The sequence below is a fragment of the Hyphomonas sp. BRH_c22 genome (assembly GCF_000961795.1).
Taxonomy (GTDB): domain Bacteria; phylum Pseudomonadota; class Alphaproteobacteria; order Caulobacterales; family Hyphomonadaceae; genus Hyphomonas.
This window is the reverse complement of the sequence record NZ_LADU01000012.1, coordinates 1-24,028: the sequence shown is the minus strand read 5'-3', so window position 1 is coordinate 24,028 and position 24,028 is coordinate 1. Positions and strand designations below refer to the sequence as shown.

Below are 24,028 nucleotides of genomic sequence, written 5' to 3'. Positions count from 1 at the left end.
AGGTATAAGCTGCATTTATCTTCATTTACCAGAAGAAACACTGGTCGTAAGTAAGGGGCAAATGGCAATCAAAGGGATCACAGCCCATGCGCGACGTTCATCACTTCATCAATGGCAAGCAAGTCGTCGGCACGTCCGGCCGCTTCGGCGACATCTACAATCCGAACACGGGTGAGGTTCAGGCGCGGGTCCAGCTTGCAACCGAGGCCGAACTCGGTGCGGCCGTTGACAGCGCCAGGGCCGCTTTCCTCGGCTGGTCCACGACCAATCCGCAGCGCCGCGCCCGTGTCATGTTCGAGTTCAAGCGCCTTCTGGAAGCGAACATCAACGAACTCGCTGAACTGCTCTCATCCGAACACGGCAAGGTCGTCGCCGATTCAAAGGGCGACGTTCAGCGCGGTATAGACGTGGTCGAATTCGCCTGCGGCATCCCCCACCTGCAAAAGGGCGAATATACCGAAGGCGCAGGCCCCGGAATCGACGTCTATTCCATGCGCCAGCCGCTCGGCGTCGTGGCGGGCATCACGCCGTTCAACTTCCCCGCCATGATCCCCTGCTGGATGTCGGCTGTCGCCATTGCCTGCGGCAACACATTCATCCTCAAGCCGAGCGAGAAAGACCCCTCGGTCCCGCTCCGCCTCGCCGAACTGATGCTCGAAGCCGGCGCGCCCGCTGGCGTCCTCAACTGCGTGCATGGTGACAAGGTCTCGGTCGATGCGATCCTGACCCATCCTGACATCAAGGCCGTCAGCTTTGTCGGTTCCTCCGACATTGCCCAATACGTCTACAGCCTCGGCACCAGCCACGGCAAACGCGTCCAGGCCATGGGCGGCGCGAAGAACCACGGCATCATCATGCCGGACTGTAATATGGAGCAGGCCGTGAAGGATATTGTCGGCGCCGCCTATGGCTCAGCCGGCGAGCGCTGCATGGCCCTGCCCGTCGCTGTCACGGTCGGCAAAAAGACCGGTGACGAGTTCGTTGAACGCATGCTGGACGCCGCCCGCACACTCAAGGTCGGCATCTCGACTGACACGGATGCCCATTACGGCCCCGTCGTCTCAGCCGCCCACAAGGCCAAGGTCGAGTCCTATATCCAGATGGGCGTCGATGAAGGCGCCGACCTGTTGATGGATGGCCGCGGCCACACGCTGCAGGGCCACGAGAATGGCTTCTTCATCGGCCCGTCCCTGTTCGACAATGTGAAACCGCACATGCAATCCTACAAGGAAGAGATCTTCGGTCCCGTCCTGCAGGTGGTTCGTGCTGAAACGCTGAAAGAGGCTGCTGCGCTCGCCTCCGACCACCAGTATGGCAATGGGTGCGCCATCTTCACGTCCAACGGCCGGGCCGCGCGCGAGTTTGCCGCGCAGGTCAATGTCGGTATGGTCGGCGTCAACGTGCCGATCCCTGTGCCGGTGTCGTATCATACATTCGGAGGCTGGAAGCGCTCGGCCTTCGGCGACACCAACCAGCATGGCCCTGAAGGCGTTCGCTTCTGGACGAAGATCAAGACGGTCACCCAGCGCTGGCCCGAAGGCGACGAAATCGGCGACCAGGCCTTCATCATTCCGACTATGGGATAGGCCTGCCGCGCGGCGGCTTGTCCGGAATTCAGAGGTCAGGTATTTTGCTCAGGTTTAGACATCGAAATCGGGGAGGGATTGATGACGTCTACCATACTCGCACATCCTGCCGCCAGCGACCGCCAGTTCTTCCGGGCATGTTTCACCGCCATGGCCTTCGTGCTCGTGTCGGGCTTTGTGGTCCAGCTGGCACTCGGCAGGTCCAGCTTCAACGCACCGCTGATCGTGCACCTTCATGCCGTCGTCTTCATGGGCTGGGTCGGCATCGTGCTGGCCCAGTCCTGGCTCGCCACCGGCGGCAACATCGCAATGCATCGCCAGCTCGGAAAGCTCGCGCTCGTCTGGGCAATCACCATGATTGTCTTCGGAACGCTTGTGACCTTGGCGGCAACGCAGACCGGGCGCACCCCCTTCTTCTTCCAGCCCCAGCATTTCCTGATCGCAAACCCCATGACGCTGCTGGGTTTCGCCGGCCTGCTCATCGCGGCCATTGCCCTGCGCCAGCAGACGGATTGGCATGCGCGCCTGCAGGTCGGTGCTTTCGTCATGCTCATGGGGCCGGGCTTCGGCCGCCTCATTCCGATGCCTTTGCTGACGCCTTATGCCTTCGAAACTGCGGGCCTGGTCGCGCTCCTCGTCCCGGCCATCGGCATGCTGCGCGACTGGCGCGTCCACGGCCGGCCGCACCCGGCCTGGCTCTGGGGCACGGGCGTGCTCATCGCGGTCATGGTGCTGGCGCGCGTGCTCGCCTTTTCGCCCGTGGGAGCGGCAATCTACGAGTCAGCTACAGCGGGCAGCATCGTCGCCGGAACGGATGGGCTCGCCTTCCCGCCGCCACCGCCGGGGCCGATGTGATCGCTTGAACGTAATACACTGGCCGCTGATAAGCCGTCAGCCTACCCTTCAGCGCATATGCGCTGAAGCAAACTTTCATTTGGAAACGGACATGGCAAACTTCAACACGATCACTTTCGAACATACCGGCCGGGTCGCCCTCGTCACCCTGAACCGGCCGGACAGCCTCAATGCCCTCAATGCCGAGACCATGGCCGAGATCGCGGCCCTGTTTGCCGAGCTCGACCGGCATCCTGACGTCGCCGTAACGGTGCTGACAGGCGAGGGCCGGGCCTTCGCCGCTGGCGCCGACATCAAGGAGATGCAGCCGCAAGGCTTCTCGGACATGTATGTGCAGGACTATTTCGCCGGCTGGGACAGGTTTGCCGCATCGCGCAAGCCGATCATTGCGGCGGTCAACGGGTTTGCCCTCGGCGGCGGCTGCGAGCTCGCCATGATGTGCGACCTGATCATTGCCTCCGACAAGGCCAAGTTCGGCCAGCCCGAGATCAAGCTTGGCGTCACCCCCGGCATGGGCGGTTCCATCCGCCTCACCAAGGCCGTCGGCAAGGCCAAGGCCATGGACATGGTCCTCACCGGCCGCATGATCGACGCCGCCGAGGCTGATCGCATCGGGCTCGTCTCCCGTGTCGTTCCACATGATTCACTGATGGACGAGGCCATGAAGGCCGCGAATGAAATCGCCTCTTACTCCCTGCCATCCCTCATGGCTGCCAAGGAAATGGTCGGCCGCGCGCTGGAGCTGCCCACGACTGAAGGCGTCCGCTTCGAACGCCGCCTGTTCCAGGGTCTGTTCGGAACAAAGGACCAGAAGGAAGGCATGACGGCCTTCACCGAAAAGCGCGCACCTGAATTCAAAGACCACTAGGAGCCACACATGACACGTATCGCCTTCATCGGTCTCGGAAACATGGGCGCGGGCATGTGCGCCAATCTCGCGAAGGCAGGCCATCAGGTCCGCGCCTTCGACCTCAACAAGGATGCCATCGCCAAAGCAGAATCCTCTGGCGCCATAGGCGCGGCATGCGTCGCTGACGCGGTGCGCGATGCAGAGATCGTGGTGTCCATGCTCCCCGCGGGCAAGCATGTCCTCAGTGTCTATTTCGGGTCGGACAGCGTCGCCGCGAATGCGCCAAAGGGCACGCTTTTCCTCGATTGCTCCACCATCGCAGTCGAAGATGCGCGCGAAGCGTCGAGACAGGCTGAAGCGGCAGGTTTCACGATGGTCGACGCGCCCGTCTCGGGCGGCACCGCGGGCGCCGAGGCTGGAACGCTCACTTTCATGTGCGGCGGACCAGAGGACAGTTTTGCGCGCGCCAGACCGCTCCTCGAGAAAATGGGCAAGAACATCTTCCACGCCGGCGGCAGCGGCAATGGCCAGGCTGCCAAGATCGCCAACAACATGCTGCTCGGCATTTCGATGATCGCGACCTCGGAGGCCTTCAACCTTGCCGAAAAGCTCGGTCTCGACGCGCAGACCTTCTTCGACATTTCCTCAACGGCCTCGGGGCAATGCTGGTCAATGACGTCCTATTGCCCGGTCCCCGGCCCCGTGCCCGCATCCCCGGCCAATCGCGACTACCAGCCTGGTTTCGCTGTCGCGATGATGCTGAAAGACCTGCATCTCGCTGCTGAAGCAGCAAAAGCGTCAGGCGCCGACATTCGCCTCGGCGAGATGGCCGAGGCGATCTATGGCAAGCTCGATGAGAAAGGCTTTGGCGGCCTCGACTTTTCCGGCGTCATCAAGGATGTGCGCGGCGAAATCTAGCGGCCCTTGAATTCGGGTTTCCGCTTCTCCAGGATCGCGTTGACCCCCTCCATGTGGTCTTCGGTTTCGTGCATCAGTGCCTGAGCGGCGGCCGACATTTCCATGATCGTGTCATACGAGGCCGTATTGGCCTGACGCATCAATGTCTTGGCAAGACGCAGCGCCTGCGGCGGTTGGCCAGCGATCCGCTCGGCCAGTTTCATGGCTTCATCCATCAGCTGGTCTGCCGGATAGATCTCGGACACGAGGCCCCATTCCTTGGCGGTCGCCGCGTCGATCACGTCGCCGGTGAACAGCAACTGCGCCGCACGCGACGACCCGATCAGGCGCGGCAACAGCCAGGCTCCGCCATCGCCCGGAATGAGTCCCAACTTGAGGAACGTGACGCCCAGCTTGGCATGGTCGGCTGCAAGCCGGATGTCTGCCATGCAGGCCACGTCGCAACCGAGGCCAATGGCCGGGCCATTGATTGCGGAAATCAGCGGGACTTCGAGATTGTAGAGCGACCGCACGATCACATGAATATTGTCGCGATACCCACCGCGCACGTCATACGGCTTGCCGCCAAAGGCGCCGGACCGTTCCTTCATCGCCTTCACGTCCCCACCTGCCGAAAAGGCACGGCCGGAGCCCGTCAGGACAGCACAGCGGATCGACTTGTCGGCCACCACTTCGGCGCAGACCTTCGCGACTGCCGGGCCGTCGCCCTCCTGGCCAAGCGCATTCATCATGTCCGGCCGGTTCAGCGTCATCACTGCAATGGGGCCGCGCTTTTCGAGAAGGAGGATCGACATGGTTCTTTGTCCCTGAAAGTTTGAATTTGCCTACTCTGCTGTCAGGCGCAGGCGGGTTTGTCCACTCCCCCTGCCCCTAGGACGAATGCTTTGTCCGCGCGCCAGCTTCCGGAGGCGTTTCCGGATTCCCGGCGAAGCATTGCGCATAGGCCATCCAGGTTTCCGCCGTCTGGCCCTGAACCTGGAGCTGTGTGTCGTCAATATTGCGTGTCTGGGTCACGACCTGGCAAAACTCATCTGCCCTGCCCTCTATGCGCTCTGCCGTACTTTCATCCCCATAGGCCCAGACATCGCCCGAAGGCGCGATCAGGCGAACAAAAGGCATCGTGGCGGGCACGTCCAGCTTTCGATTGCGGAACGTCCAGCCAAACGTGTTTATTCCCAGCACGACTATGTTGCGGATCCGGTCTGTCTCCACGCGTGTCGCTCCAAGCCGGTCGTAGATCTCCTGCCCGTGCGCCCATGTCTCCATCAGGCGCGCCGTAATGGACGAGCGCGCACTCATGTCAGGCCCTGCCCATTTCAGGCGCGCTTTCGGGTCGGCGGTACTGAAGGCCTGCGCCGTCGCTTCGGCCTGCGTCTTCCACAAGGCCAGCAGCGCCTGTCCACCGGCGCCTTCGACATGTGCGCGCTCGACCGGCTGCATGCCGCCCGCGCGGGCGATCGCGCTCATCTGGGCAATAAGCAGCCCTTCGTCATTCAGCTGCAGCCACGCCATCCAGTTCCAATAGTGAAGGTGCCTCAGCACATCATTTATGGTCCACGCCTTGAACTGGGTAATCAGCTCAAAGTCCGAATCCGGCCGCTCGGACAGAAGGCCATGAAGTGCCAGGCTCTCTTGCAGAAAGTCTTTAGCCTGTTCCATATGGGTCTCTCCGCTTCAACTTTGCTCACGCGGTTACCATAGCGACCTGCTGTGACGATGAAATAGCGTCTCAACCCTTCCGTTGCGTCCGCGTCGCGGCCATTTTCGGGGCACGCTGCCATCACCGTGAGGATCGTGTGGCCGGGAGGCAACGCGAAGGACACCAGACTATGCGGCCCGTGAAAACCGCTTGCCAACGCGCCTCAACTTTTCTAATCAGATGTTATATCGTAACGTAACTGAAGGATCCCATCTTATGCCGCGTTTCCTCCTCCTGGCGGTCGCCAGCGCTCCCCTGCTGGCGACAATGGCCCATGCGCAACAAGTCGAAGACCAGGAACTGAGAGCGTCAACCGTCATCGTCACCGCACCTGGCCCGGATCGCAATGCAGATGAACTCATCGGCAATGCTACGGTGATCGAGCGTGAAGAGATCTTGGAAATACTTGCCGGATCGCTCGGCGACACGCTCGACCGCCAGCCCGGCGTGTCCACCACCTTTTTTGGCCAGGCAGCGAGCCGTCCGGTCTTGCGCGGGCTCGGCGCCGAACGGGTACAGGTTTTGACAAATGGCATCGGTGTGATTGATGCCTCGGCAGCCTCGCCGGACCATCAGGTTGCTGCCGATGGCATTGATGCCGAACGGATTGAAATCCTGCGAGGATCGGCGGCGCTCGCCTATGGCGGTCAGGCGATTGGCGGCGTGGTGAACGTGATTGACGGCTTGATCGTTGAAGACCTTCCGGATGACCCCGTCTCGGCAGATCTGTTCGGGGCTTATGACAGTGTGAATGCGGGTTCTGAACTGGCGGGCCGAGCGCAAATGGCAAAGGGGCCATTCGTCTTTACCCTGACCGGGTCGCAACGCGATTTCGGCGACTATGACATACCCGGTTTCGCCAGGTCGGCCTTGCGGCGCGCGGCAGACGGCGAGGATGGCCCGCAGGACAGCTTGCCAAACTCCTTTGCTGAAACGCAGTCGCTGGCGGGCGGCGCCAGCTGGGTCGGCGCATCGGCCTTCCTCGGGGCCGCCATACGACAGCAGACCGCGACCTATGGCCTGCCCGGCGAAGCTGACGAATCGCCCTTCATCGACCTGGAACAGACCCGCGTCGATCTGCGCGGCGGGGTCTCCGTCAATAACGGCCTCCTTACCGACATTGTCGGCACGTTCGCCGTGGGCGATTACACCCATACGGAATTTGAAGCGGCCGGCGAACCTGGCACCGTCTACGAATCCGATGGCGTTGAAGGGCGCGTCGAATTCGGCCATGCCATTGGCAGCTTCGAGGGCGCCTTCGGCGTGCAGTATCTCGACAAGGAACTTCGGGCGTTCGGGGATGAGGCGTTTATTACCCCCACAACAACGAAAAGTGTCGGTGCCTTCCTCTACGAGACCCGCGAATGGGATAACGGATTTGGTGTCGAAGGCGGTTTGCGCATCGAAAGTGTCGAACTCGCCAATGTCATATCCGGATCGGTGGACTTCGATCTCCTGAGCGGTTCTTTTGGCCTGCACCAGCACTTTGACAGCGGCGTCTTTTTCGGTGGCCAGCTTTCCTACACCGAGCGTGCACCCAATGAGAGTGAGCTGTTCGCCTTTGGTCCGCACCTCGCCTCCGAACAGTTCGAAGTCGGCAACGCGGAGCTTGGAAAAGAGAGCGGGCTGAACCTTGAGGGCACTGCCCGCTGGCGCGGGGAGAATGGCGGCATCGGCATCAACCTCTTTGTCACCGAATTCAGCGACTTCACGTTCCTGACGCCCAGTTTCATCGTGGAAGATGGCGTTGAGGTCAGCGAAGCCGACGGCCTGCCGGTCTTTGCCTTCGTCCAGGATGATGCCAGCTTCATTGGCGGCGAGATCTATGCCGATTACACGTTCCGCGATGGTCCGCTGAGTGCTGACTGGACCTTCGATGCGAGCGTGGATCTTGTGCGCGCAGACCTTGATGGAGGCGGCAATGTCCCGTTCATCCCGCCGGTCACCCTGAATGCAGGCGCCAGCGCGGAATGGGGCGCATGGGAAGTCGGCACGGCCATAACCTTTGCGGGCGATCAGGACGATCCTGGCGCCGGCCAGCTGCCGACAGATGGCTACACCACGCTCGACCTGCGGGCCGAAGTGGACTTGTCGGACTTTGGCTTTGGTGCCGATGGCACGGAAGCTTTCATCGAGGCACGTAACGTGACCGACGAGGAAGTGCGGTATTCCACCTCTGTCCTGAAGGATGTTGCCCCTGCTCCGGGCCAGAACATCCGGGTCGGCATCAGGGTCGCCTTTTGATGACCGCCCGTACAGCCGCGATTGACGCCTCGGCCGTCACCCTGTCGGGCCTATGCCTGATTCACTGCATGGCGCTGCCCCTGATTGCAGCTTTCCTCCCGGTCGCGGGGGTCTTCGCTGACGCAGAATGGGTGCACAAGGCGTTTGTCGCGGCTGCGCTTCCCTTGTCAGGCTTCGCCATCGTACGGAGCTGGAAATCGCGAGGCGGGACCGGCTTCGCCTTGCTCGCGGCTTTCGGCCTCACGCTGCTCGTATCAGCAGCCTTTGCCCCTGCCCTGCACGACCTTGAGACACCCCTTACCGTCACGGGTGCGCTGCTCCTGGGATCAGCGCACGTTTGGCGCTGGAACCGGCACACAAGCAGTCCCCCCCAGTGAAATGCCACGATTGGGGGCCATGCGCCGTTTGGTATCGTGCAATACCGTGAGGCATAGCCGCGAGAAACGGGGAACCATTCCCACTCGTCGATGAAGACCCTGAACGATTCAAAAAGCCCTGCTGATTATAATGCTCACGAAAAATACGATCATGGATTCCGGCGAAATTGCTCGCAAGCAGAGCGGATCAACACCAGTCTGCAACCACTAGGGAGACAGGTGGTTTCCAGTGCGGAGGATCTCTGGCTTACCCTGCCCCAGGGATGCGAGGAAAGTGGCCGGACGCACGAGACTTGCCACCTGCGCGAGATTGTGGCCGATCTCACGCAAGAATCCGGTTTTCCAAATATGCACGATCAGGGATTGGGCCAGTCACTCGGATGTCAGCGCCATGTCAGCAAATACATGCATATATACGGCGAAAGGTCTCGAATGCGCGTACTGATCATTGAAGATAATCAGGCCCTCTCAGCTCTCATGGTGGAGAGACTTGGCGTGCGTGGTATTCAGACTGACCAGGCTTTCAACCTGGAGGACGCCGAGCATCTGATGCAGACCGTGAACTATGATGCGCTCCTCCTTGATCTTGGCCTGCCCGATGGCGATGGATTGATCTGGCTGGCTGCACAGCCAAAATCACGCCCGCCCGTGCTTGTCCTGACGGCGCGGGGAACACTTCATGAGCGCGTCAGCGGCCTCGACACGGGGGCTGACGATTATCTGGTCAAACCCGCAGAGGCAGAAGAGATCGCAGCACGACTGCGCGCGATTACACGCCGGCCGGGGGATCGCGAAAGCGTTCGGTTGACATGTGATGAACTCTCGCTGGACCTCGCCAGCCGTGAGGTCTGGTGTAATGAACAGCTCATCACGCTTGGTGGCAAGGAGACCGAGATGCTGGAAACGCTGCTGCGAAATTGTGGACGTGTCGTGCCGCGCGAACGCATGGAGGCAGCAATCTACGGCGCGGGAGAACCGGTCACACCAAATGCACTCGAAGCCCTTGCATCACGCCTTCGAAAACGGCTCTTAGAAGCAGGCGCAGACAATGTGCTCCATACAGTCAGGGGCGTCGGCTATTTTATTGGCCACCGGAAACCATCATGAGGTCCATTCGTTTTCGCCTTCTGGCAGGTTTCGCGGTCTCCGGCCTGATCGGCGCCTGCGTGCTGGCGATGATCGTGGTGAAGCAATATGATCTTCTTGGCCCGTCCCCGCTGCCCAAGGCAGAGGCTCGCGCGGAGATACTCGACCATGTCGTGCAGCCCCTGCTGGTCTTTCTCGCGCTGTTTGCCGCCGGGGCATTTCTCGTCGTAAGACGGGTCGAACGCGACCTTGCTGACACAGCTCGGGAAGTCGAATCGGCGGCCGCGCGGCTTGACAGCTATGCCCCGGACCTGGGGAAGTTTCCGAGCGAGCTCCATCCCTTCGTGCAGGCCGTCAGCGATCTGACAAGCCGCCTCAAGACCCATGCCCGTCGCCAGGAGTCGTTTTCATCCGACGCCGCGCATGAGCTCAAGACACCGCTCGCCATGCTGGCCCTTGAACTTGACAAACTCCCGGAGCAGGACGCGCCCCGGCTGCGCGAACATATCCTGTCACTGTCAAACATGATCGACCAACTCCTGCTGCTTGCCAGAAGCAACACGGTGGAAATTGGCGGGTCGGGAATGCAGATCGACCCCGCCGCGCTGGCCCGCCGCGTTGTTGAAGACCTTGCTCCCGCCGCCATTGATGCGGGCCGCGTCTTGTCTTGCGAAACCAACAACCCAGATCCGGTTACAGGACTGGACGAAGCCATCACCGCTGCGGTCCGCACCCTGGTGACCAATGCCATCAGGGCAACCCCGCGAGGCGGGCAGATCACAGTAATAGCCGGACCAGGGCCAGTGATCAGTGTTCTAGATCAGGGCCCGGGATTGGATGCAATCGAACTTGACCATCTCAAGGCGCGTGGCGTGCGCGCAGACAGTGCGCCCGGGGGATCGGCTGGTCTCGGACTGGCCATCGCTGACCGCATCGCCGAGGCACATGGCGGCGAGTTGCAGACCTGCCTGCCGGATGCGCGGGGACTGCGCCTGGTCTTTCCGGCGCATGCAAAAGTCTGATCACTGTCAGTGTGTTGTCAGGTTGAGCCGGTATGGCTCGGCGCAGGAAACAGCCATGTTTGGGGCTTTGCGTGACGATGCACTTTACTTCATTCATTCTTGTGATTGGCATGCTTGCAATGGCCGGAAGCGGCGCAAGCCTTGCCCAGGAGATTGATCTCTCCGCATCCCAGAGCAAGGCCCTCGGAATAGAGACCGCTGCAGTCTCGCTGGCATCAGACAGCCCTGAGGCGCGCCGTTTCACCGGCCAGGTGATGATCCCGCCCGGCGGCAGTTCGCCCGTCACTTCGCCGTTTGACGCTGTCCTCATCGAAATGCGCGTCGTTCCGGGCATGACCGTCACCGCCGGAACGCCGGTCGCCCGCCTTTACAGTCCGGACTATGAAGCGAGCCGCACGGACCTTGAGACCCGGCGCCTGGCCGCCGCGCATATGGGCGAGATTGCCAGACGCGCAGAGCAACTCGGCGCGATGGGGCTGCGGTCCCGACAGGAAGTCGATGAAGCCAGGCATGACGCCGCCTCCGCCGAACTTGAACTGGCAACGCTCCGCAGAAGTCTCTCCATTGTGCGCGCAGGCTCGGGATCCGGCGAATTCGAATTGACCGCGCTGCGGGACGGCCAGGTCATGCAGATCCTCGTCGCCCCTGGACAGTCGGTTGCCCGGGCAGAGCCTCTCGTCATCTTTGGCTCCGATGATGATTACTGGCTGGAACTGCCTGTCCCCGAAGCCCTGGCCGCGAATCTCGCGATCGGCGCGCAGGTCGATCTCTCGGCCTCGGATCAGACAGGCGAGATCGTCGCCATGGACCCGGGAATCAATCCGGCCACGCGGTCGGTGAACATCTATGTTGACCTGCCGCAGGGGCCGGCCTGGCGCGTCGGGCAGCTTGCCGATGCCGTATTTTCCTTCGGCGCTTCAGGCAGTGCGCTGAGCGTTCCCGCACGTGCGATTGTGCGCTTTGGCCCGGACACGGCCGTCTTCGTCGAGCGCGCAGGCGGGGTCGAGCGGGTGTTCGTGGAGATTGTGTCTCAGGATCGTTCCATCTCGATTGTTTCAGGCGACCTTCAACCGGAAGACCGCGTTGTCGTTTCGGGTCTCGCTGCGCTCAAGAACCTGGTCGAGGCGGGCTGATGGGCTTCCTTGATCGACTGATCGCCTTCTCCCTTACTCAGCGGGTGTTCATGCTGGGTGCCGCGCTCGTGTTGATCCTCGCCGGCCTCTACTCAGCTTACAAACTGCCCATTGATGCCTTTCCCGAGATTGCGCCGACACAGGTCAAGATCATCATGAAGGCCCCGGGCATGACCCCGGAAGAGGTGGAATCCCGCATCGTGCGCCCGCTCGAGATGGAGCTGCTCGGCATTCCAAACCAGACCGTGATGCGGGCCCGCGCGAAGTATGCCATTGCCGACATCACAATCGACTTCACCGACGGCACGGACATTTACTGGGCCCGCCAGCAGGTCTCCGAGCGCCTCAACATTGTCCGCGACAGTCTGCCGGAGACAGTCGAGGGCGGCCTTGCGCCAATTTCTACCGCGCTATCTGAAGTCTTCATGTTCACCATTGAGGGCGACACGCTCTCACTGGAAGAGAAGCGCAGCCTACTCGACTGGACGATCCGGCCAGCGCTTCGCAGCCTGCCCGGCGTTGCCGATGTAAACGCGCTTGGCGGCCGGGTCGTCACATATATGGTCGTTCCGGATGAAGCGGCCATGGCGGCGGCCGGTGTCAGTCTGTCCGATCTCCGCGAAACCCTGGAAATGAACAATCGCAATGATGGTGCCGGCCGCGTCTCGGACGGGGAAGAAGCCCTCGTGGTCCGCACGGTCGGCGCGGCATCGGGCACGCAGGATCTCGCCGGGCTGGTGGTCAAGGAAGTGAACGGCACGGTCGTTCGGATCAGCGACGTTGCCCGCGTCGAAACCGGGTCTCTGACGCGCTACGGGTCGGTAACGCGCGACGGAACGGGTGAGGCGGTTGAAGGCATCATTGTTGCCCTGCGTGGCGCCGACGCCCGCACGGTCGTGCGCGGTGCCGAGGCAAAGCTGGCTGAACTGGAAAGCAGTTTCCCCGAAGGCGTAACCGTATCGGTCTTCTACAATCGCGCCGAGCTCATCGAGACCGCCGTTGGCACCGTCAGCGAGGCGCTTCTCATCGCCATTGGCCTCGTGGTCCTTCTTCTGATCCTGTTTCTCGGCGACTGGCGCGCCGCGCTCGTCGTCAGCCTGATCCTTCCGGCTGCCATTCTGGCTACCTTCCTCCTGATGCGCCTGTTCGGCCTGTCGGCGAACCTGATGAGCCTCGGCGGGCTGGCCATCGCCATCGGCATGATTGTCGACGGCGCCATCGTCGTGACGGAGAATTCGGTCGAGCGCCTTCGCGAAAACCGCAAGGCCAATAGTCTGCACGTGATTTACCGGGCCACGAGCGAAGTCGCCCTGCCAACGGCCGCAGGTGTTTTCATCATCTGCCTCGTGTTCGTTCCCCTTCTCACCCTGCAGGGGCTTGAGGGAAAGCTGTTCGCGCCCGTGGCGCTCGCCATCGTGTTCGCATTGGGATCGGCTCTGCTGCTGGCGTTTACCTTCATCCCAATGCTGGCATCCTATCTCCTGAAGCCGAAATCCGGAGACGATACATTTCTGATGCGGCTGATCACACCGGGATACGAAGCCCTGCTGGGCATTGTCCTGCGTCGTCCCTCCGCCATCTATACGGTTGCCGCCGTCAGCGCCGTGCTTGCAGTTCTGGCTTACCAGAATACGGGCAAGACATTCATGCCGACGATGAACGAGGGCGATGTGGTGATGCAGGTTGCAGCCCTCCCATCGATCACGCTCAACCAGAGCGAAGCAGACGACCTGCGAATCGAGGCGGCCATTCTTGCTGCGGTCCCGGAGGTCGAACACGTCATCTCCCGGGTGGGCTCGGATGAGCTGGGTCTCGACCCGATGGGGCTGAATGAAAGCGACATGTTCCTGCAGCTTGCCCCGCGCGAGACCTGGAGGGGCCCCGACACCGACTGGCTTGTGGGTGAAATCCGGACCGTCATGGATGATTTCGTCGGCATCGAGACTGCCTTCACCCAGCCGATCGAGATGCGCGTCTCGGAGCTTCTGACAGGATCGCGTGGTGATCTTGCCATCAAGATCTTTGGGCCCGATTACGGCACGCTGGCCGAGACAGCCGGGCAGATAGAAGCTGTCGTTGCGGCCGTTCCCGGCGCGTCAGACGTTTTCACAACGTCCAATGACGTGTCGGAATACCTGCAGATCGACATCGATCCGCAGCGCGCGGGACGTTACGGCTTCAGTGTGGTCGACATACAGGACGAACTTCGGGCAAGGCTCGAAGGCGTCCTGGCAGGCGAGATCATCGAACCGGGACGGCGCACGCCCATCCTCATCCGCACCGATCCCGAACAATCCGGCAGCGTCCCCGATTTCTCGCAGATCAGTCTCGTCAATTCGCAAGGCATTCGCGTTCCCTTGACGGAGATTGCACGCATCGAGCGGGTGGCCGGCCTCGCCTCGGCCGCGCGCGAGAACGCGTCACGCTACGCCGTGGTGCAGGCCTTCGTCGAAGGACGCGACCTGGTGGGCTTCGTGAATGACGCTCAGCAGGCTGTGAGCGATCAGGTGGAACTGCCAGTGGGTTACAGTCTGGAATTTGGCGGCGAGTTCGAAAATCAGCGCCGGGCCTCTGCGCGCCTTTCGCTCATGGTGCCCGTCTCCATCGTGCTCATCTTCGTGGTTCTGTTCGCGACACTCCGATCGCTTCGCCAGTCGCTGCTCATCCTTTTCAACATCCCCTTCGCCCTTGTCGGCGGACTCATTGCCCTCAGCCTGTCCGGGGAATATCTGTCCGTACCGGCATCAGTCGGCCTGATCGCCCTTCTCGGTATCGCCGTGCTCAACGGGCTGGTCCTCGTCACATGTTTCAACGACCTGCACGCGCTGGGACATCCGCTCGAAAAAGTCGTGCGGCTTGGTTCAAACCGCCGGTTGCGGCCCGTGCTGATGACAGCGATGACTGCAGCCTTTGGCCTCGCACCGCTCCTGTTCGCCAATGGGCCAGGTTCAGAGCTGCAACGCCCGCTCGCCATCGTTGTTGTCGGGGGCCTTGTTTCATCAACGCTCCTGACGCTGTTCCTCCTGCCGGTGCTCTATCGCCAGTTTGGCGCAGACAAGTCAGCCGCATCCGATCATGAGGGAGATGTCCAATGGACCAGACCTTACGCAAGCTGACGCTAGTTGGCCCGGCCGCGATCGAGTCGGCCCTGATCGACTGTCTAGACGGAATGGAGCCAGCCCTGCCCGGCTATACCACCCTGTCCGGCGAGGGGCGCGGGGCAAGCGCAGACCTTCCAAGCCCGGCCGAACGCGTGCGCGGCGCCATGCGGGTGATCACTGTCCTGATGATCCTGCCCGAGCGCGAGATCCCTCCGATACTCGAAGCGGTCAGGCAAGCCTGCCCCCGGCCCAATATTGCCTATTGGGTCGAGCCAATCCTCGACTTTGGACGCCTGAAATGAAACCGCGCTTTTTTGTCTCGGCGGCCATGGCCGTCCTCTCTGCAATCGCCTCGGCCACAGCGCAGGAGGCCGAAATATTTCGTCTCATGGATGAGGCCATTACTGCCACACCGGAAACGGAGATCGCACGCGCTGATGTCGACCGGGCACGCGCCGTCGGCAACCAGTTGACGGCGGGCCCTTATGAGTTCGAGCTTGCCGCGTCGGGCGGACATCGGCGGGTGGAAGACCCCCTGCTGCCGGACATGGGATTCAACGAATGGTCGCTCGATCTGTCCCGCACTGTCCGTTTGCCGGAAAAACGGCGTATCGATAGCACGCTGGCCGGTGTCGAACTCGAAATCGCCGAAGCACAGCGAGACGCCATGCATGTTGCGGAGCGGCTGGAATTCGTCACGAGATGGAACGATTGGTACCATTGGACGGCCCTGTCCGAAACGTCCCTTCAGCTGGCCGAATCGGCACAACGGCTCGCAAGGTTTGAACAGGACAAGGCTGATGCAGGCTCAGGTCGGCAGATTGAAGCCGACCTCCTTGCCGCTGAAGCACGGGGCGCTCAGCTGGCAGCGGAAGACGATCGCCTTCGCGCCGAGGCCGCCCGCACCAGCCTTTTGCAGCGGTATCCGGGCATCACCCTGCCGGACGCGCCTCCGCAACTCGAAATCACCGGGCCTCAACTCAATGACATCATGTCCGCGCCTCTTGCCGCGGTCACAGTGACGCGGCCAACGGCGCTCGAAGCAGAGCGCGCCCGCCTCCAGCTGCGCCGCAAAAAAGCGGACCGGCTGCCGGACCCGACCTTTGGCGTAGGATTGCGCAATGAATTCGGCGGTGACGAGACAGCGGTCGTTGCCACGTTCTCCATCCCGCTCGGCGGGCAGGCGAGGCGCAGCCGTGCGGACGAGGCAACGGCCCAGGCCAGGATCGCAGCGGCAAACCAGCGCCGTGTCCTGTGGCGTCTTGAACAGACCAGCGCCGACGCCCGGCTCAGGCTTGATCGGGCAGACCGGCTCCTGGCTGGTGCGCAAGCGACGTTCGAACTGACCGTGAGTGCGCTTGACCGCCTCGAGGCAGGCTATGCGCTCGGTGAAATCCGTATCGACAATCTCATGACTGTGCGCCGCCGCGTCGTGGAAGCCGCGCGCATCGTCGCGGAACAAGGCGCCCTGCGACAGGCAGCTTACCTCGAACTGCTCGTGCTCTCAGACCAGGTGCCGGTCACCAAGGATCTGCCGCAGCCGTAACAAAAACCCGCAGGCACCGGCTGTGACGTAATCGGGCTCACGCTTGCTCCCAGTCGATGATGAGCCAGCTTATTCTGGAGTTCATGGACGCGTGTCTCCCTCAGTCAGAACACGATCACCTTGTCCGCAGCGAGAGTCGTTTCGGCGAGTTCATCCATGGTTGAGCGCGTGGCGCCTTCGAGCATGTCGGTGTCAGCGAGGCCGCGCGCATCCATGCAGGTTCCACACATCAGGACGCAGCCTCGTGCCGACAGGACGCGCCGCAGCATGCGTTCGAGATTGTAGTAGCCGTGCGGTGTAGTCTGTCCCTGTTTTGCACAGAGTACAGCATCCGCCATCAGGAAGACGCTAACTTCGCCAGCCGTATCGTGCTTGGCCAGCGCGTGCGCCATGCGCAGGCCGTTATAGCTGCGCTCACTGCCATAGGGCGGATCGTTGAGGATGATGAGGTGTTTCATGCCTGGAACTCCATGGGTATCCTGCCTGCTTCCGAATGAGGGGGTATCCCCGTGCATGGCACTGGCCGGTCCGGTAAAGGGCTGTACCAGCATACGGTCAAGCCAGAGATCACGGGTGCGCTACTCCTGGGATCAACGCACATCTGGCGCTGGTAGCATGGGGATACTGATGGCGAAGACCGTTCATTGTTTCGTTTGGTCATAGCTCAATGCGATTCTTGGCAACTCGGCGCTGCCGTTAGCCTGACAGCGTACAGGGAATCGCTCGTCCTCCGAATTCCGGCTACTCTGCAATAGCCAGCAGACCGGTAAGCACCTTCTCCAGATCATCACATACAAAAGGCTTTGTGAGCAAGGGACGCTCCCGGTCCACGTCCCGCAGGCCATGCCCGCCATAGCCGGTCGCGAAAGCAAAGGGGACGCCGCGCTCCGCCAGCAAGTCTGCCACCGGATAGCTTCTGACGCCATTGAGGTTCAGGTCCAGCAGGGCAGCATCAATATGCTGGGCCTTGAGAATGGTTATGGCCTGCTCATTCGTAGCGGCCGCGCTGACGGAGTCGCAGCCGAGACCGTCAAGCATGTCTTGAATTCCCATAAGGACGAGCATTTCATCCTCGACGACCAAAATCCGCAGACCGGCGGGGAGCTTACTCATCGCGGCCATCGCGGGGTGCTGCCATGTCGATTGTGCAGATCACGCCGTCCTCCAGATAGTCCATGTGCACCTCGGCTTCCAGTTCATGGGCAAGGCCATCTTCGATCACACGTGAGCCGAAGCCGGGTTTCGGGGATGGCGTGACGGATGGACCGTCTTTCTCGCGCCAAACCAGTATCAAACGATCACCATCCGGTTTCGGCTCCTTAGACCATGACACGATGATCGATCCCGCATCATTGGAGAAAGCACCATGAATTACCGCGTTCAGCACAAGCTCGTGAAGCGCGATGCCCAGAGCCAATGCGCGCTTGGGTGAAAGACGGACATCGTCCCCCGTCACCACGTATCGTCCTGTCTTAACGTCGCTGCTGGTAAACGGTTGCAATGCGTTCTCGACAATTTCGCGCAGTCCGGCCCTTCCCCAGTCGCCATGGGACAACAAGGCATGGGAACGGGACAGCGCCGCAATACGCAGCGTGATAAAGTCGCGAGTTGCCGTTGGATCAACATTCTTTCGGAATGCCTGAGAGACGATCGATTGAACCGCCGCGAGCATGTTTCTGACGCGATCGTTCAATTCATCGATCAGCATCCCCGAACGTGCCTGCTCCTCCCTGTGACGGGTGAGGTCCACAAACGATGCGAAATGCTGGATGGTGTCGCCGCTCTCGTCCTGCACCGCGCTGAGGAAGATGTCGGCCCAGAACGGGCTGCCATCCTTTCTGCGGCAACATATCTCCACTGACCCACAGAACCCGTCTTCAAACGTGGAAGCGATCGCTGCCAGCGCGTCGGCATCGGTATCGCTTGCCAGGACGAAGTTGAAACCTTGCCCCAGGATCTCGTCGCGTTGGTATCCGATGAGATCAACGAAGCTGTCATTGGCAAAGATGATGGAATTGTTGGCCTGCTTTGCATCGGTGAAAACCATCGGCATTCGGGTGGTTTCAGCCGCGACGACGAAAGGTCCCAGATCTTTTTTGAAGCCCTCGACGTCGGCTTCGGCGTCATCCTGTTGCGTGGAAGTTTCAGGCGTTTTCGTCATACCGGTTTGGCTCCTCGACTGAAACGCCGCTGCGAGTATCTCAGCTGCGTATTAAGGCTAGGGGAATGTCGAGCTGGTAAACCAGTCCAGCTGATTCATATCGCATCCGGACGTCGCCGTGAAGCTGAGCGGCAAGGGCGCCGAGCAAACGCCTGCCGAAACCGCGCTGAACCGGTTCCTGGACCGTTGGACCGCCTGTTTCCGTCCAGGTGAGCGAACATAGCTGGTTCGCTTCATCGACCATGAAGGTGATGTCGACACGCCCTGTCTCGTTGGACAAGGCGCCGTACTTGACCGCATTTGTGCTCAACTCGTTGAAGGACATGGTGAGCGGCATGATCGCCTCCGGCCCGATCTCGATATGCGTATCCTGGACCATAATCCGCCCTGCACCTTGACTGTCGTATGGCTCTATGGCGGCACTGATAAGGTCAACCAGCCCGGTGCTGGATTCATTCGCCCGCAGCAAAAGGTCTTGCGCTTTGGCCATGGCGATCAGACGGCTGGAAATAGCCACTCGCCCCTGTTCCAGGGTATCAACGGTGCGCAGGGTCTGCGAGGTTATGCCGATGACCATCGCAAAAATGTTCTTTATACGATGATGCAGATCTTCGATCATGAGACGCTGCAACCGCTGGGCACTCTCATGTTCGATCGCTGCGATCCCGGCCTGTGCACGCACCCGGTCGAAATCGTGCCGGACTTGCGCCAGCATATCCTTCAGTGCGTCAACATCAGATTCGAGAACGCTCCTGATGGGATGCAACGCCTCGCGATCCCGCATGGCAGCGATGACGACCAAGCCGTCTGGGGCCGCATATGGGCTCAGGCTTATCTCGGTCTTGAACTCGCTCCCGTCCTTGCGTCTTGCGTAAAGGTCAAGCTCCGTGCCCATCATGCGCGGCTCGGGATCAATCATGAAACGTCGAATATGAGCGGTATGAGTGTCGTGGTACCGCGCTGGCAAAAGCACACTGTGTGGCCTCCCGACGAGTTCTTGCGGGACATAACCGAGCAGCGGCTCAACCCGGCGATTGGCGAACAGGACGTTGCCTGTCTGGTCGATGACGACGACCGCGTCAGGACTTGCCTCATAGAAGTCGCCAAACGAAACATCATTCATCGGTTGCGCCCTGCAGGTTGGGCGCGGAAGCGGAGTGGACGACACCTTTCAAGCAGCGCCCAGCAGAGACAAAAGAACGCCACTTCATATGCCCCCCTCTTCAAGACATCATTTGTGAGCTCTTCTGGAACGAAGACTGGCAATCAATGGTACGAAAGCTCATTCAATAAATAACACACATTTCCCGGAACCGCGACTTAGCGTACATTTTTCGGAACGTTGTATCAATCTGGGGTGATTAAACATCGTCCTGCATTATGGATTGGCGCTGATAATTCGATATCGGCCGTGCTGAATAGCGAGACGTTGCAAGAGGACGTGCATGGCGGACGAAATGGAATTGAAGCTCGATCTGACGACGGAGGCGGCCGATGCGGTCGAAGCCGCCGCATTGTTTCCGGGTAATCCTGACATCGCCGAGCAACGGGCGATCTACTTCGATACGCCCGATCACGTCCTGTTGAAGTTGGGACTTTCGCTTCGTATCCGCCGATCGGCCAAGAAGCGCATCCAGACTGTCAAGGCGAACGGTGCCAGTGCCGCCGGGCTGTTCGTGCGCTCCGAATGGGAACGCCCTGTCCGCAATGATACGCCGGTCCTCGACGGCACAACCCCGATCCGGGTACGGCTCGGTGATGCGGCGGATGCCATTGGCCCCGCATTCGAGGTGCGGATCGAACGGAGGAGCTGGATTATCAGCGACGGCACCGCAACGATCGAGCTGGCGCTGGATCGCGGTGAGGCCGTGGCGGCCGAACGACACTCCACGATCTGCGAAATCGAGCTTGAACTGAAGAAGGGCGAACCTGCCGCTCTGTTTGCGCTCGCCCGCCGCCTTGATGCGGTCGCGCCAGTTCGCCTCGGTGTACAGAGCAAGGCCGAGCGGGGCTATCGGCTGGCCGGGCCGGACGGGACGAAGGTCAAGGCCGAGCCGGTTACGCTGAGCAACGAGATGACGGCGGCCGACGCCTTCCGGCATATCGTCCAGAGTTGCCTGCGGCAGTTTCGGCTGAATGAAGCGTTGTTGATGGCTGGCCGAGACGCGGAAGCACTGCACCAGGCGCGCGTGGCGCTGCGTCGTTTACGCTCCGCCTTTTCCATCTTCAAGCCGGTGATCAGCGGTGAAGTCCATGTGTCACTGCGTGAGGAACTGCGCTGGCTAGCCGCTGAGCTGGGTGATGCCCGCAATCTCGACGTGCTGCTCGAACGCGCCAAACCCGGCGCGTTGCACGACCGTATCGCTGCTGCGCGCGAGGCAGCCTACGACAGGGTTGGAGACGTGTTGGCACAGGCAAGGGTGCGGGCGCTTGCGCTCGATCTGACGGAATGGACCGCGAGCGGCGACTGGCTGGAGGCGCCCGGAGGCACGCACGATCCCCATCAGCCCGCGCGAAACTTCGCCATTACCGCGCTCGACAGATTTCGTCGCAAGGTGAAAAAAGCAGGGCGCGAACTCGCCCATGTAGATGACGAGGCCCGCCACCAGGTCCGTAAGGATGCCAAGAAGCTGCGCTATGCGTCGGAATTCTTCGCCAGCCTGTTCGATCACAAGCGCGAGCGGCGGCGGCACAAGAAATTTGTCGCTGGGCTGGAAGTCCTTCAGGACCAGCTTGGCGCGCTCAACGACTTTGCGACCGCTCCGGAGGTCTTGGGCAAACTCGGGCTTGCCGATGATCCGGGTGCTTCGCGGCTGTTAGCTGGGGGCAAGCGCAAAGCGCTGCTTAAGGCGGCCGCCGAGGCCCATGAGGATTGGATCGACATGAAGCGGTTCTGGCGCTGAGGTTGCCAGGAGAACCCACCTTGGAAACATCGGACCGGCTGACCTTCGGCCTGCCAGGTGTCCAATGTGGCCAGGCATTCATGGTGTATTCTGGCAAGTTCCGGCCCCTTCTGGAGGACTCTAAATCACTCCCACTCGATGATGAAAGAACTGCAATTTTTGTATTGAATCAATACCTTGCAAAAAACCTGTGGAAAACTACCGTCGCCGATTCCGGCAATATCATTCCGTAGGCAAATTGAATGATGCACGCATGACGTATCGTTGCAGTTGACACGATTCCGGTGCACGGCCTGAGCGTAGCCGAATTACGGTGTCGGCTCCAGTTCGCCCTGACCTCAGCACTGCCGGACTGGGCTTAAGTAGCGGGACGCTCAACACAAAGCTCGGCAAGTTACATTTCATCGGACAGAAGCGCGCCTTGTCCGAGGGTTTGAAACATACCTCAAGCTACCAGCCCCCTGACCGACGCACACGCCGGATCGCGGTCCTCTCGCCGTTTAGCTTTCACGCGCCCCAAGCCTACATTACCATGTGGCGAACCACACACCAATCAGCCCCTTGACTGTCAGAAATACTTGCCCTATTTTCTGACATAAAGGAGCCGGCTATGGCCATCGACAAGATCAAACGCCGCATCATCGGCAAGGGACGCGGGGCTGTCTTTACCCCCGCGGATTTCCTTGATCTCGGCTCGCGCGCCTCTGTCGATCAGACGCTGTCGCGACTGACCGATCAGGGCGTGATCCGTCGACTCGCCCGGGGCATTTATGACTACCCGAAGACGAGTCCTCGTCTGGGCCGCCTGTCGCCCGATCCTGATGCTGTCGCCGCCGCCATCGCCCGAAAGGATGGACGCGTCGTCCAGGTCTCGCCGGCGCGCGCGGCGAACATGCTCGGCCTGACCACACAGGTTCCGGCGAAGGCTGTCTATCTGACAGATGGACCAAGCCGCACGAAGCAGATCGGGGCGCAGACCATCATCATGCGCAACGCCGCCGCCAGGAACCTTGTCGGCGCTGGCAAACCGACCGGTGCAGTGTTCCAGGCGCTGCGCTATCTCGGCAAGGATGGGGTGGATGCAAGCGTCGTAGCGCGCCTCTCCAGGACGATTGACGCCGACACCCGCCGCGCCCTCGTTAAAGATGCCCTTCAGGCACCAGGATGGATGCGCCCGGTGGTTCAGCAGATCGCGGCGGCCTGACAGTGGATGGTTTCGCGCAGGAAACCGCAACCATCCGCGCGGAGGTCTTTCAGGAGACGGCTGCGCGGATGGGCGTGCAAGCCGCCATTGTCGAGAAAGACTTCTGGGTCTGCTGGACGATCAAGCGCGCTTTCTCACTTGGCGATAGGATTCCCGGCCTGATCTTCAAAGGCGGCACGTCTCTTTCGAAAGCCTATGGCCTGATCCGCCGCTTCTCCGAAGACATCGATCTCAGCCTTGACCGCCATGATCTCGGTTTCACCGGTGAGCGCGACCCGGCCAACGCGACAAGCAATAAGACCCGAAAGGCCTTGCTCGACGAACTCGAAGCCTGCGCCATTGAGGCAGTCGGCGGTTCGGTCAAAGCCGCTCTGTCAGAAGCGATGAGCGAAGCGCTTGGCAAACCGGTCCTTCTGAAAACTTCAGATGATGACCCGCAAACGCTGATCTTCACCTATCCGGAAAGCCTGCCTGCGACAGCCGCCCTGCCCTATGTGCGTTCGTTCGTTCGCCTCGAATTCGGCGCACGCTCGGATCACCTACCGGCAGAGCAGCGGGACATCTTTCCCTTTGTGAACGAACAGTTTCCGGACCTGTTCTCAGAGCCAGGCGTATCGGTGAAGACCTTGTCAGCTGCCCGGACATTCTGGGAAAAGGCGACCATCCTTCACATGTTGGCGCACCGGGATGCGGCGAGGCCGCTCGGTGAGAGGATGTCGCGTCACTATTACGACCTCGCGCAACTCGCCCGATCCAAAACAAGGCCTCAGGCCCTGAGCGATCTGGCGCTTCTTGAAGCTGTGGCGCTCCACAAATCCGTCTTCTTCCGGGCGGCCTGGGCAAATTATGAGACGGCCCGACCGCCAACGCTCAGACTCGCGCCAGCGCCTGAACTTGAGGCCGCACTTCGATCTGACTATGCGCAAATGGCTGAAATGCTGTTCGATGCGCCCGAAACGCCTTGCCCTTCGTCAGGCCGATCGCATCATGTTCGGCCAGATACGCCAGAAGTTTCTGAGCCGCGCCAATCATGGGCGCACCGGCAAGTGCACGCTCATCATTCTTCACGGGCTGGAGCAGAAACGTCATCGCATATTCATCGTCAGGCTTGTTACCAAACAGGCTAACGACGAAAGCGCGGGATGCCTATTCGAGGTGTTCAAGGTTCGAACCCCGAATGTCGCGCCTAACCCGAAGCAGCACAGATCGTCGGGTTTTTTCCGCTTGCAAATCAACGGCTTATATAGTTTAGTTTGGCGCGAGTGACGTGCCACATTCCATATTTTTTATCCATATTTTTCAATCACTTACGGGAAGTGTAATCGATTCTTGGTCCTCAGCTC

At 60.8% G+C, this 24,028-nt stretch carries 22 protein-coding genes; 16 read left to right on the top strand and 6 right to left on the bottom strand.

Features of this window, described 5'->3' with window-relative positions; genetic code table 11:
- Window positions 1–86 precede the first annotated feature (86 nt).
- The 4 genes from VR74_RS01975 (at window position 87) to mmsB (ending at window position 4,209) form a co-directional block, all read left to right on the top strand.
- Entirely contained in the window at window positions 87–1,586 is a 1,500-nt protein-coding gene (locus tag VR74_RS01975; RefSeq protein ID WP_045693942.1) for a CoA-acylating methylmalonate-semialdehyde dehydrogenase, read from the top strand.
- Between the two features lie 81 nt (window positions 1,587–1,667).
- Window positions 1,668–2,441 carry a hypothetical protein gene (locus tag VR74_RS01970; RefSeq protein WP_045693940.1) on the top strand — a complete coding sequence of 258 codons (774 nt, stop codon included), beginning with the start codon at window positions 1,668–1,670 and terminating at the stop codon, window positions 2,439–2,441.
- Between the two features lie 91 nt (window positions 2,442–2,532).
- The gene (locus VR74_RS01965; RefSeq protein WP_045693938.1) at window positions 2,533–3,309 is read left to right on the top strand and encodes an enoyl-CoA hydratase-related protein; all 777 of its coding nucleotides are present in this window, start codon (window positions 2,533–2,535) and stop codon (window positions 3,307–3,309) included.
- 9 nt (window positions 3,310–3,318) lie between these two features.
- Entirely contained in the window at window positions 3,319–4,209 is an 891-nt protein-coding gene (gene mmsB / locus VR74_RS01960; protein WP_045693936.1) for a 3-hydroxyisobutyrate dehydrogenase, read from the top strand.
- Here the strand turns inward: mmsB and VR74_RS01955 are convergent.
- Both VR74_RS01955 and VR74_RS01950 read right to left on the bottom strand, forming a co-directional pair.
- Window positions 4,206–5,003, bottom strand: a complete 798-nt coding sequence (locus VR74_RS01955; protein WP_045693935.1) for a crotonase/enoyl-CoA hydratase family protein — start codon at window positions 5,001–5,003, stop codon at window positions 4,206–4,208. The two genes, mmsB and VR74_RS01955, sit on opposite strands and share 4 nt — an antisense overlap.
- A gap of 76 nt (window positions 5,004–5,079) precedes the next feature.
- Window positions 5,080–5,868, bottom strand: coding sequence for a TIGR03084 family metal-binding protein (locus VR74_RS01950; protein ID WP_045693933.1), 789 nt, complete (start codon window positions 5,866–5,868; stop codon window positions 5,080–5,082).
- Between the two features lie 256 nt (window positions 5,869–6,124).
- Here VR74_RS01950 and VR74_RS01945 point away from each other — a divergent pair, with 256 nt between their 5' ends.
- The 8 genes from VR74_RS01945 to VR74_RS01910 all read left to right on the top strand — a co-directional run bounded on the left by VR74_RS01945 (window position 6,125) and on the right by VR74_RS01910 (window position 16,417).
- Window positions 6,125–8,152: a TonB-dependent receptor gene (locus VR74_RS01945; protein WP_299949357.1), complete on the top strand. Its 2,028-nt coding sequence runs from the start codon at window positions 6,125–6,127 to the stop codon at window positions 8,150–8,152.
- Entirely contained in the window at window positions 8,152–8,529 is a 378-nt protein-coding gene (locus VR74_RS01940) for a MerC domain-containing protein (RefSeq protein WP_045693930.1), read from the top strand. Before VR74_RS01945 ends, VR74_RS01940 begins: the two co-directional genes overlap by 1 nt.
- 90 nt (window positions 8,530–8,619) lie before the next feature.
- Window positions 8,620–9,636 (top strand): response regulator transcription factor, encoded by a 1,017-nt coding sequence (locus tag VR74_RS01935; protein WP_299949355.1) that lies wholly within the window; start codon window positions 8,620–8,622, stop codon window positions 9,634–9,636.
- On the top strand, window positions 9,633–10,637 hold the full coding sequence (locus tag VR74_RS01930; protein WP_045693926.1) for a HAMP domain-containing sensor histidine kinase: 1,005 nt from the start codon (window positions 9,633–9,635) through the stop codon (window positions 10,635–10,637). The genes VR74_RS01935 and VR74_RS01930 overlap by 4 nt, the downstream gene beginning before the upstream one ends.
- Before the next feature lie 77 nt (window positions 10,638–10,714).
- Window positions 10,715–11,770, top strand: coding sequence for an efflux RND transporter periplasmic adaptor subunit (locus VR74_RS01925; protein WP_045693925.1), 1,056 nt, complete (start codon window positions 10,715–10,717; stop codon window positions 11,768–11,770).
- A complete protein-coding gene (locus VR74_RS01920; RefSeq protein WP_045693923.1) occupies window positions 11,770–14,886 on the top strand; it encodes an efflux RND transporter permease subunit in 3,117 nt (1,038 codons plus the stop codon). The genes VR74_RS01925 and VR74_RS01920 overlap by 1 nt, the downstream gene beginning before the upstream one ends.
- Window positions 14,862–15,173 (top strand): DUF3240 family protein, encoded by a 312-nt coding sequence (locus VR74_RS01915; RefSeq protein ID WP_045693921.1) that lies wholly within the window; start codon window positions 14,862–14,864, stop codon window positions 15,171–15,173. The genes VR74_RS01920 and VR74_RS01915 overlap by 25 nt, the downstream gene beginning before the upstream one ends.
- A complete protein-coding gene (locus VR74_RS01910) occupies window positions 15,170–16,417 on the top strand; it encodes a TolC family protein (RefSeq protein WP_045693920.1) in 1,248 nt (415 codons plus the stop codon). The genes VR74_RS01915 and VR74_RS01910 overlap by 4 nt, the downstream gene beginning before the upstream one ends.
- A 104-nt stretch (window positions 16,418–16,521) precedes the next feature.
- On the opposite strand, the gene VR74_RS01905 is transcribed toward VR74_RS01910, so the two are convergent.
- The 4 genes from VR74_RS01905 to VR74_RS01890 all read right to left on the bottom strand — a co-directional run bounded on the left by VR74_RS01905 (window position 16,522) and on the right by VR74_RS01890 (window position 19,701).
- Complete coding sequence (locus VR74_RS01905) at window positions 16,522–16,875, bottom strand: DsrE family protein (RefSeq protein WP_045693918.1); 354 nt, start codon at window positions 16,873–16,875, stop codon at window positions 16,522–16,524.
- Between the two features lie 283 nt (window positions 16,876–17,158).
- The gene (locus tag VR74_RS01900; protein ID WP_299949353.1) at window positions 17,159–17,539 is read right to left on the bottom strand and encodes a response regulator; all 381 of its coding nucleotides are present in this window, start codon (window positions 17,537–17,539) and stop codon (window positions 17,159–17,161) included.
- On the bottom strand, window positions 17,523–18,578 hold the full coding sequence (locus tag VR74_RS01895; protein ID WP_045693917.1) for an HWE histidine kinase domain-containing protein: 1,056 nt from the start codon (window positions 18,576–18,578) through the stop codon (window positions 17,523–17,525). The genes VR74_RS01900 and VR74_RS01895 overlap by 17 nt, the downstream gene beginning before the upstream one ends.
- A gap of 40 nt (window positions 18,579–18,618) precedes the next feature.
- Window positions 18,619–19,701 carry an HWE histidine kinase domain-containing protein gene (locus tag VR74_RS01890; protein WP_299949351.1) on the bottom strand — a complete coding sequence of 361 codons (1,083 nt, stop codon included), beginning with the start codon at window positions 19,699–19,701 and terminating at the stop codon, window positions 18,619–18,621.
- A gap of 322 nt (window positions 19,702–20,023) precedes the next feature.
- Here VR74_RS01890 and VR74_RS01885 point away from each other — a divergent pair, with 322 nt between their 5' ends.
- The 4 genes from VR74_RS01885 (at window position 20,024) to VR74_RS01870 (ending at window position 23,812) form a co-directional block, all read left to right on the top strand.
- Window positions 20,024–21,481 carry a CHAD domain-containing protein gene (locus tag VR74_RS01885; protein ID WP_045693915.1) on the top strand — a complete coding sequence of 486 codons (1,458 nt, stop codon included), beginning with the start codon at window positions 20,024–20,026 and terminating at the stop codon, window positions 21,479–21,481.
- A 20-nt stretch (window positions 21,482–21,501) separates the two neighbouring features.
- Window positions 21,502–21,714, top strand: coding sequence for a hypothetical protein (locus tag VR74_RS01880; RefSeq protein ID WP_045693913.1), 213 nt, complete (start codon window positions 21,502–21,504; stop codon window positions 21,712–21,714).
- A gap of 377 nt (window positions 21,715–22,091) precedes the next feature.
- On the top strand, window positions 22,092–22,685 hold the full coding sequence (locus VR74_RS01875; RefSeq protein ID WP_045693911.1) for a DUF6088 family protein: 594 nt from the start codon (window positions 22,092–22,094) through the stop codon (window positions 22,683–22,685).
- Window positions 22,646–23,812 carry a nucleotidyl transferase AbiEii/AbiGii toxin family protein gene (locus tag VR74_RS01870; RefSeq protein WP_299949349.1) on the top strand — a complete coding sequence of 389 codons (1,167 nt, stop codon included), beginning with the start codon at window positions 22,646–22,648 and terminating at the stop codon, window positions 23,810–23,812. Before VR74_RS01875 ends, VR74_RS01870 begins: the two co-directional genes overlap by 40 nt.
- The last annotated feature ends 216 nt before the right edge of the window (window positions 23,813–24,028 follow it).

Excerpts from the sequence above, each read along its gene's own strand:
- VR74_RS01945 (WP_299949357.1), top strand. The coding sequence starts at position 6,125 with ATGCCGCGTTTCCTCCTCCTGGCGGTCGCCAGCGCTCCCCTGCTGGCG.
- VR74_RS01955 (WP_045693935.1), bottom strand. The coding sequence starts at position 5,003 with ATGTCGATCCTCCTTCTCGAAAAGCGCGGCCCCATTGCAGTGATGACG.
- mmsB (WP_045693936.1), top strand. The coding sequence starts at position 3,319 with ATGACACGTATCGCCTTCATCGGTCTCGGAAACATGGGCGCGGGCATG.
- VR74_RS01910 (WP_045693920.1), top strand. The coding sequence starts at position 15,170 with ATGAAACCGCGCTTTTTTGTCTCGGCGGCCATGGCCGTCCTCTCTGCA.
- VR74_RS01890 (WP_299949351.1), bottom strand. The coding sequence starts at position 19,701 with ATGAATGATGTTTCGTTTGGCGACTTCTATGAGGCAAGTCCTGACGCG.
- VR74_RS01905 (WP_045693918.1), bottom strand. The coding sequence starts at position 16,875 with ATGAAACACCTCATCATCCTCAACGATCCGCCCTATGGCAGTGAGCGC.
- VR74_RS01965 (WP_045693938.1), top strand. The coding sequence starts at position 2,533 with ATGGCAAACTTCAACACGATCACTTTCGAACATACCGGCCGGGTCGCC.
- VR74_RS01900 (WP_299949353.1), bottom strand. The coding sequence starts at position 17,539 with ATGGCCGCGATGAGTAAGCTCCCCGCCGGTCTGCGGATTTTGGTCGTC.
- VR74_RS01870 (WP_299949349.1), top strand. The coding sequence starts at position 22,646 with ATGGATGCGCCCGGTGGTTCAGCAGATCGCGGCGGCCTGACAGTGGAT.
- VR74_RS01940 (WP_045693930.1), top strand. The coding sequence starts at position 8,152 with ATGACCGCCCGTACAGCCGCGATTGACGCCTCGGCCGTCACCCTGTCG.
- VR74_RS01925 (WP_045693925.1), top strand. The coding sequence starts at position 10,715 with ATGCACTTTACTTCATTCATTCTTGTGATTGGCATGCTTGCAATGGCC.
- VR74_RS01915 (WP_045693921.1), top strand. The coding sequence starts at position 14,862 with ATGGACCAGACCTTACGCAAGCTGACGCTAGTTGGCCCGGCCGCGATC.
- VR74_RS01935 (WP_299949355.1), top strand. The coding sequence starts at position 8,620 with ATGAAGACCCTGAACGATTCAAAAAGCCCTGCTGATTATAATGCTCAC.
- VR74_RS01930 (WP_045693926.1), top strand. The coding sequence starts at position 9,633 with ATGAGGTCCATTCGTTTTCGCCTTCTGGCAGGTTTCGCGGTCTCCGGC.
- VR74_RS01875 (WP_045693911.1), top strand. The coding sequence starts at position 22,092 with ATGGCCATCGACAAGATCAAACGCCGCATCATCGGCAAGGGACGCGGG.
- VR74_RS01920 (WP_045693923.1), top strand. The coding sequence starts at position 11,770 with ATGGGCTTCCTTGATCGACTGATCGCCTTCTCCCTTACTCAGCGGGTG.
- VR74_RS01970 (WP_045693940.1), top strand. The coding sequence starts at position 1,668 with ATGACGTCTACCATACTCGCACATCCTGCCGCCAGCGACCGCCAGTTC.
- VR74_RS01895 (WP_045693917.1), bottom strand. The coding sequence starts at position 18,578 with ATGACGAAAACGCCTGAAACTTCCACGCAACAGGATGACGCCGAAGCC.
- VR74_RS01975 (WP_045693942.1), top strand. The coding sequence starts at position 87 with ATGCGCGACGTTCATCACTTCATCAATGGCAAGCAAGTCGTCGGCACG.
- VR74_RS01950 (WP_045693933.1), bottom strand. The coding sequence starts at position 5,868 with ATGGAACAGGCTAAAGACTTTCTGCAAGAGAGCCTGGCACTTCATGGC.
- VR74_RS01885 (WP_045693915.1), top strand. The coding sequence starts at position 20,024 with ATGGCGGACGAAATGGAATTGAAGCTCGATCTGACGACGGAGGCGGCC.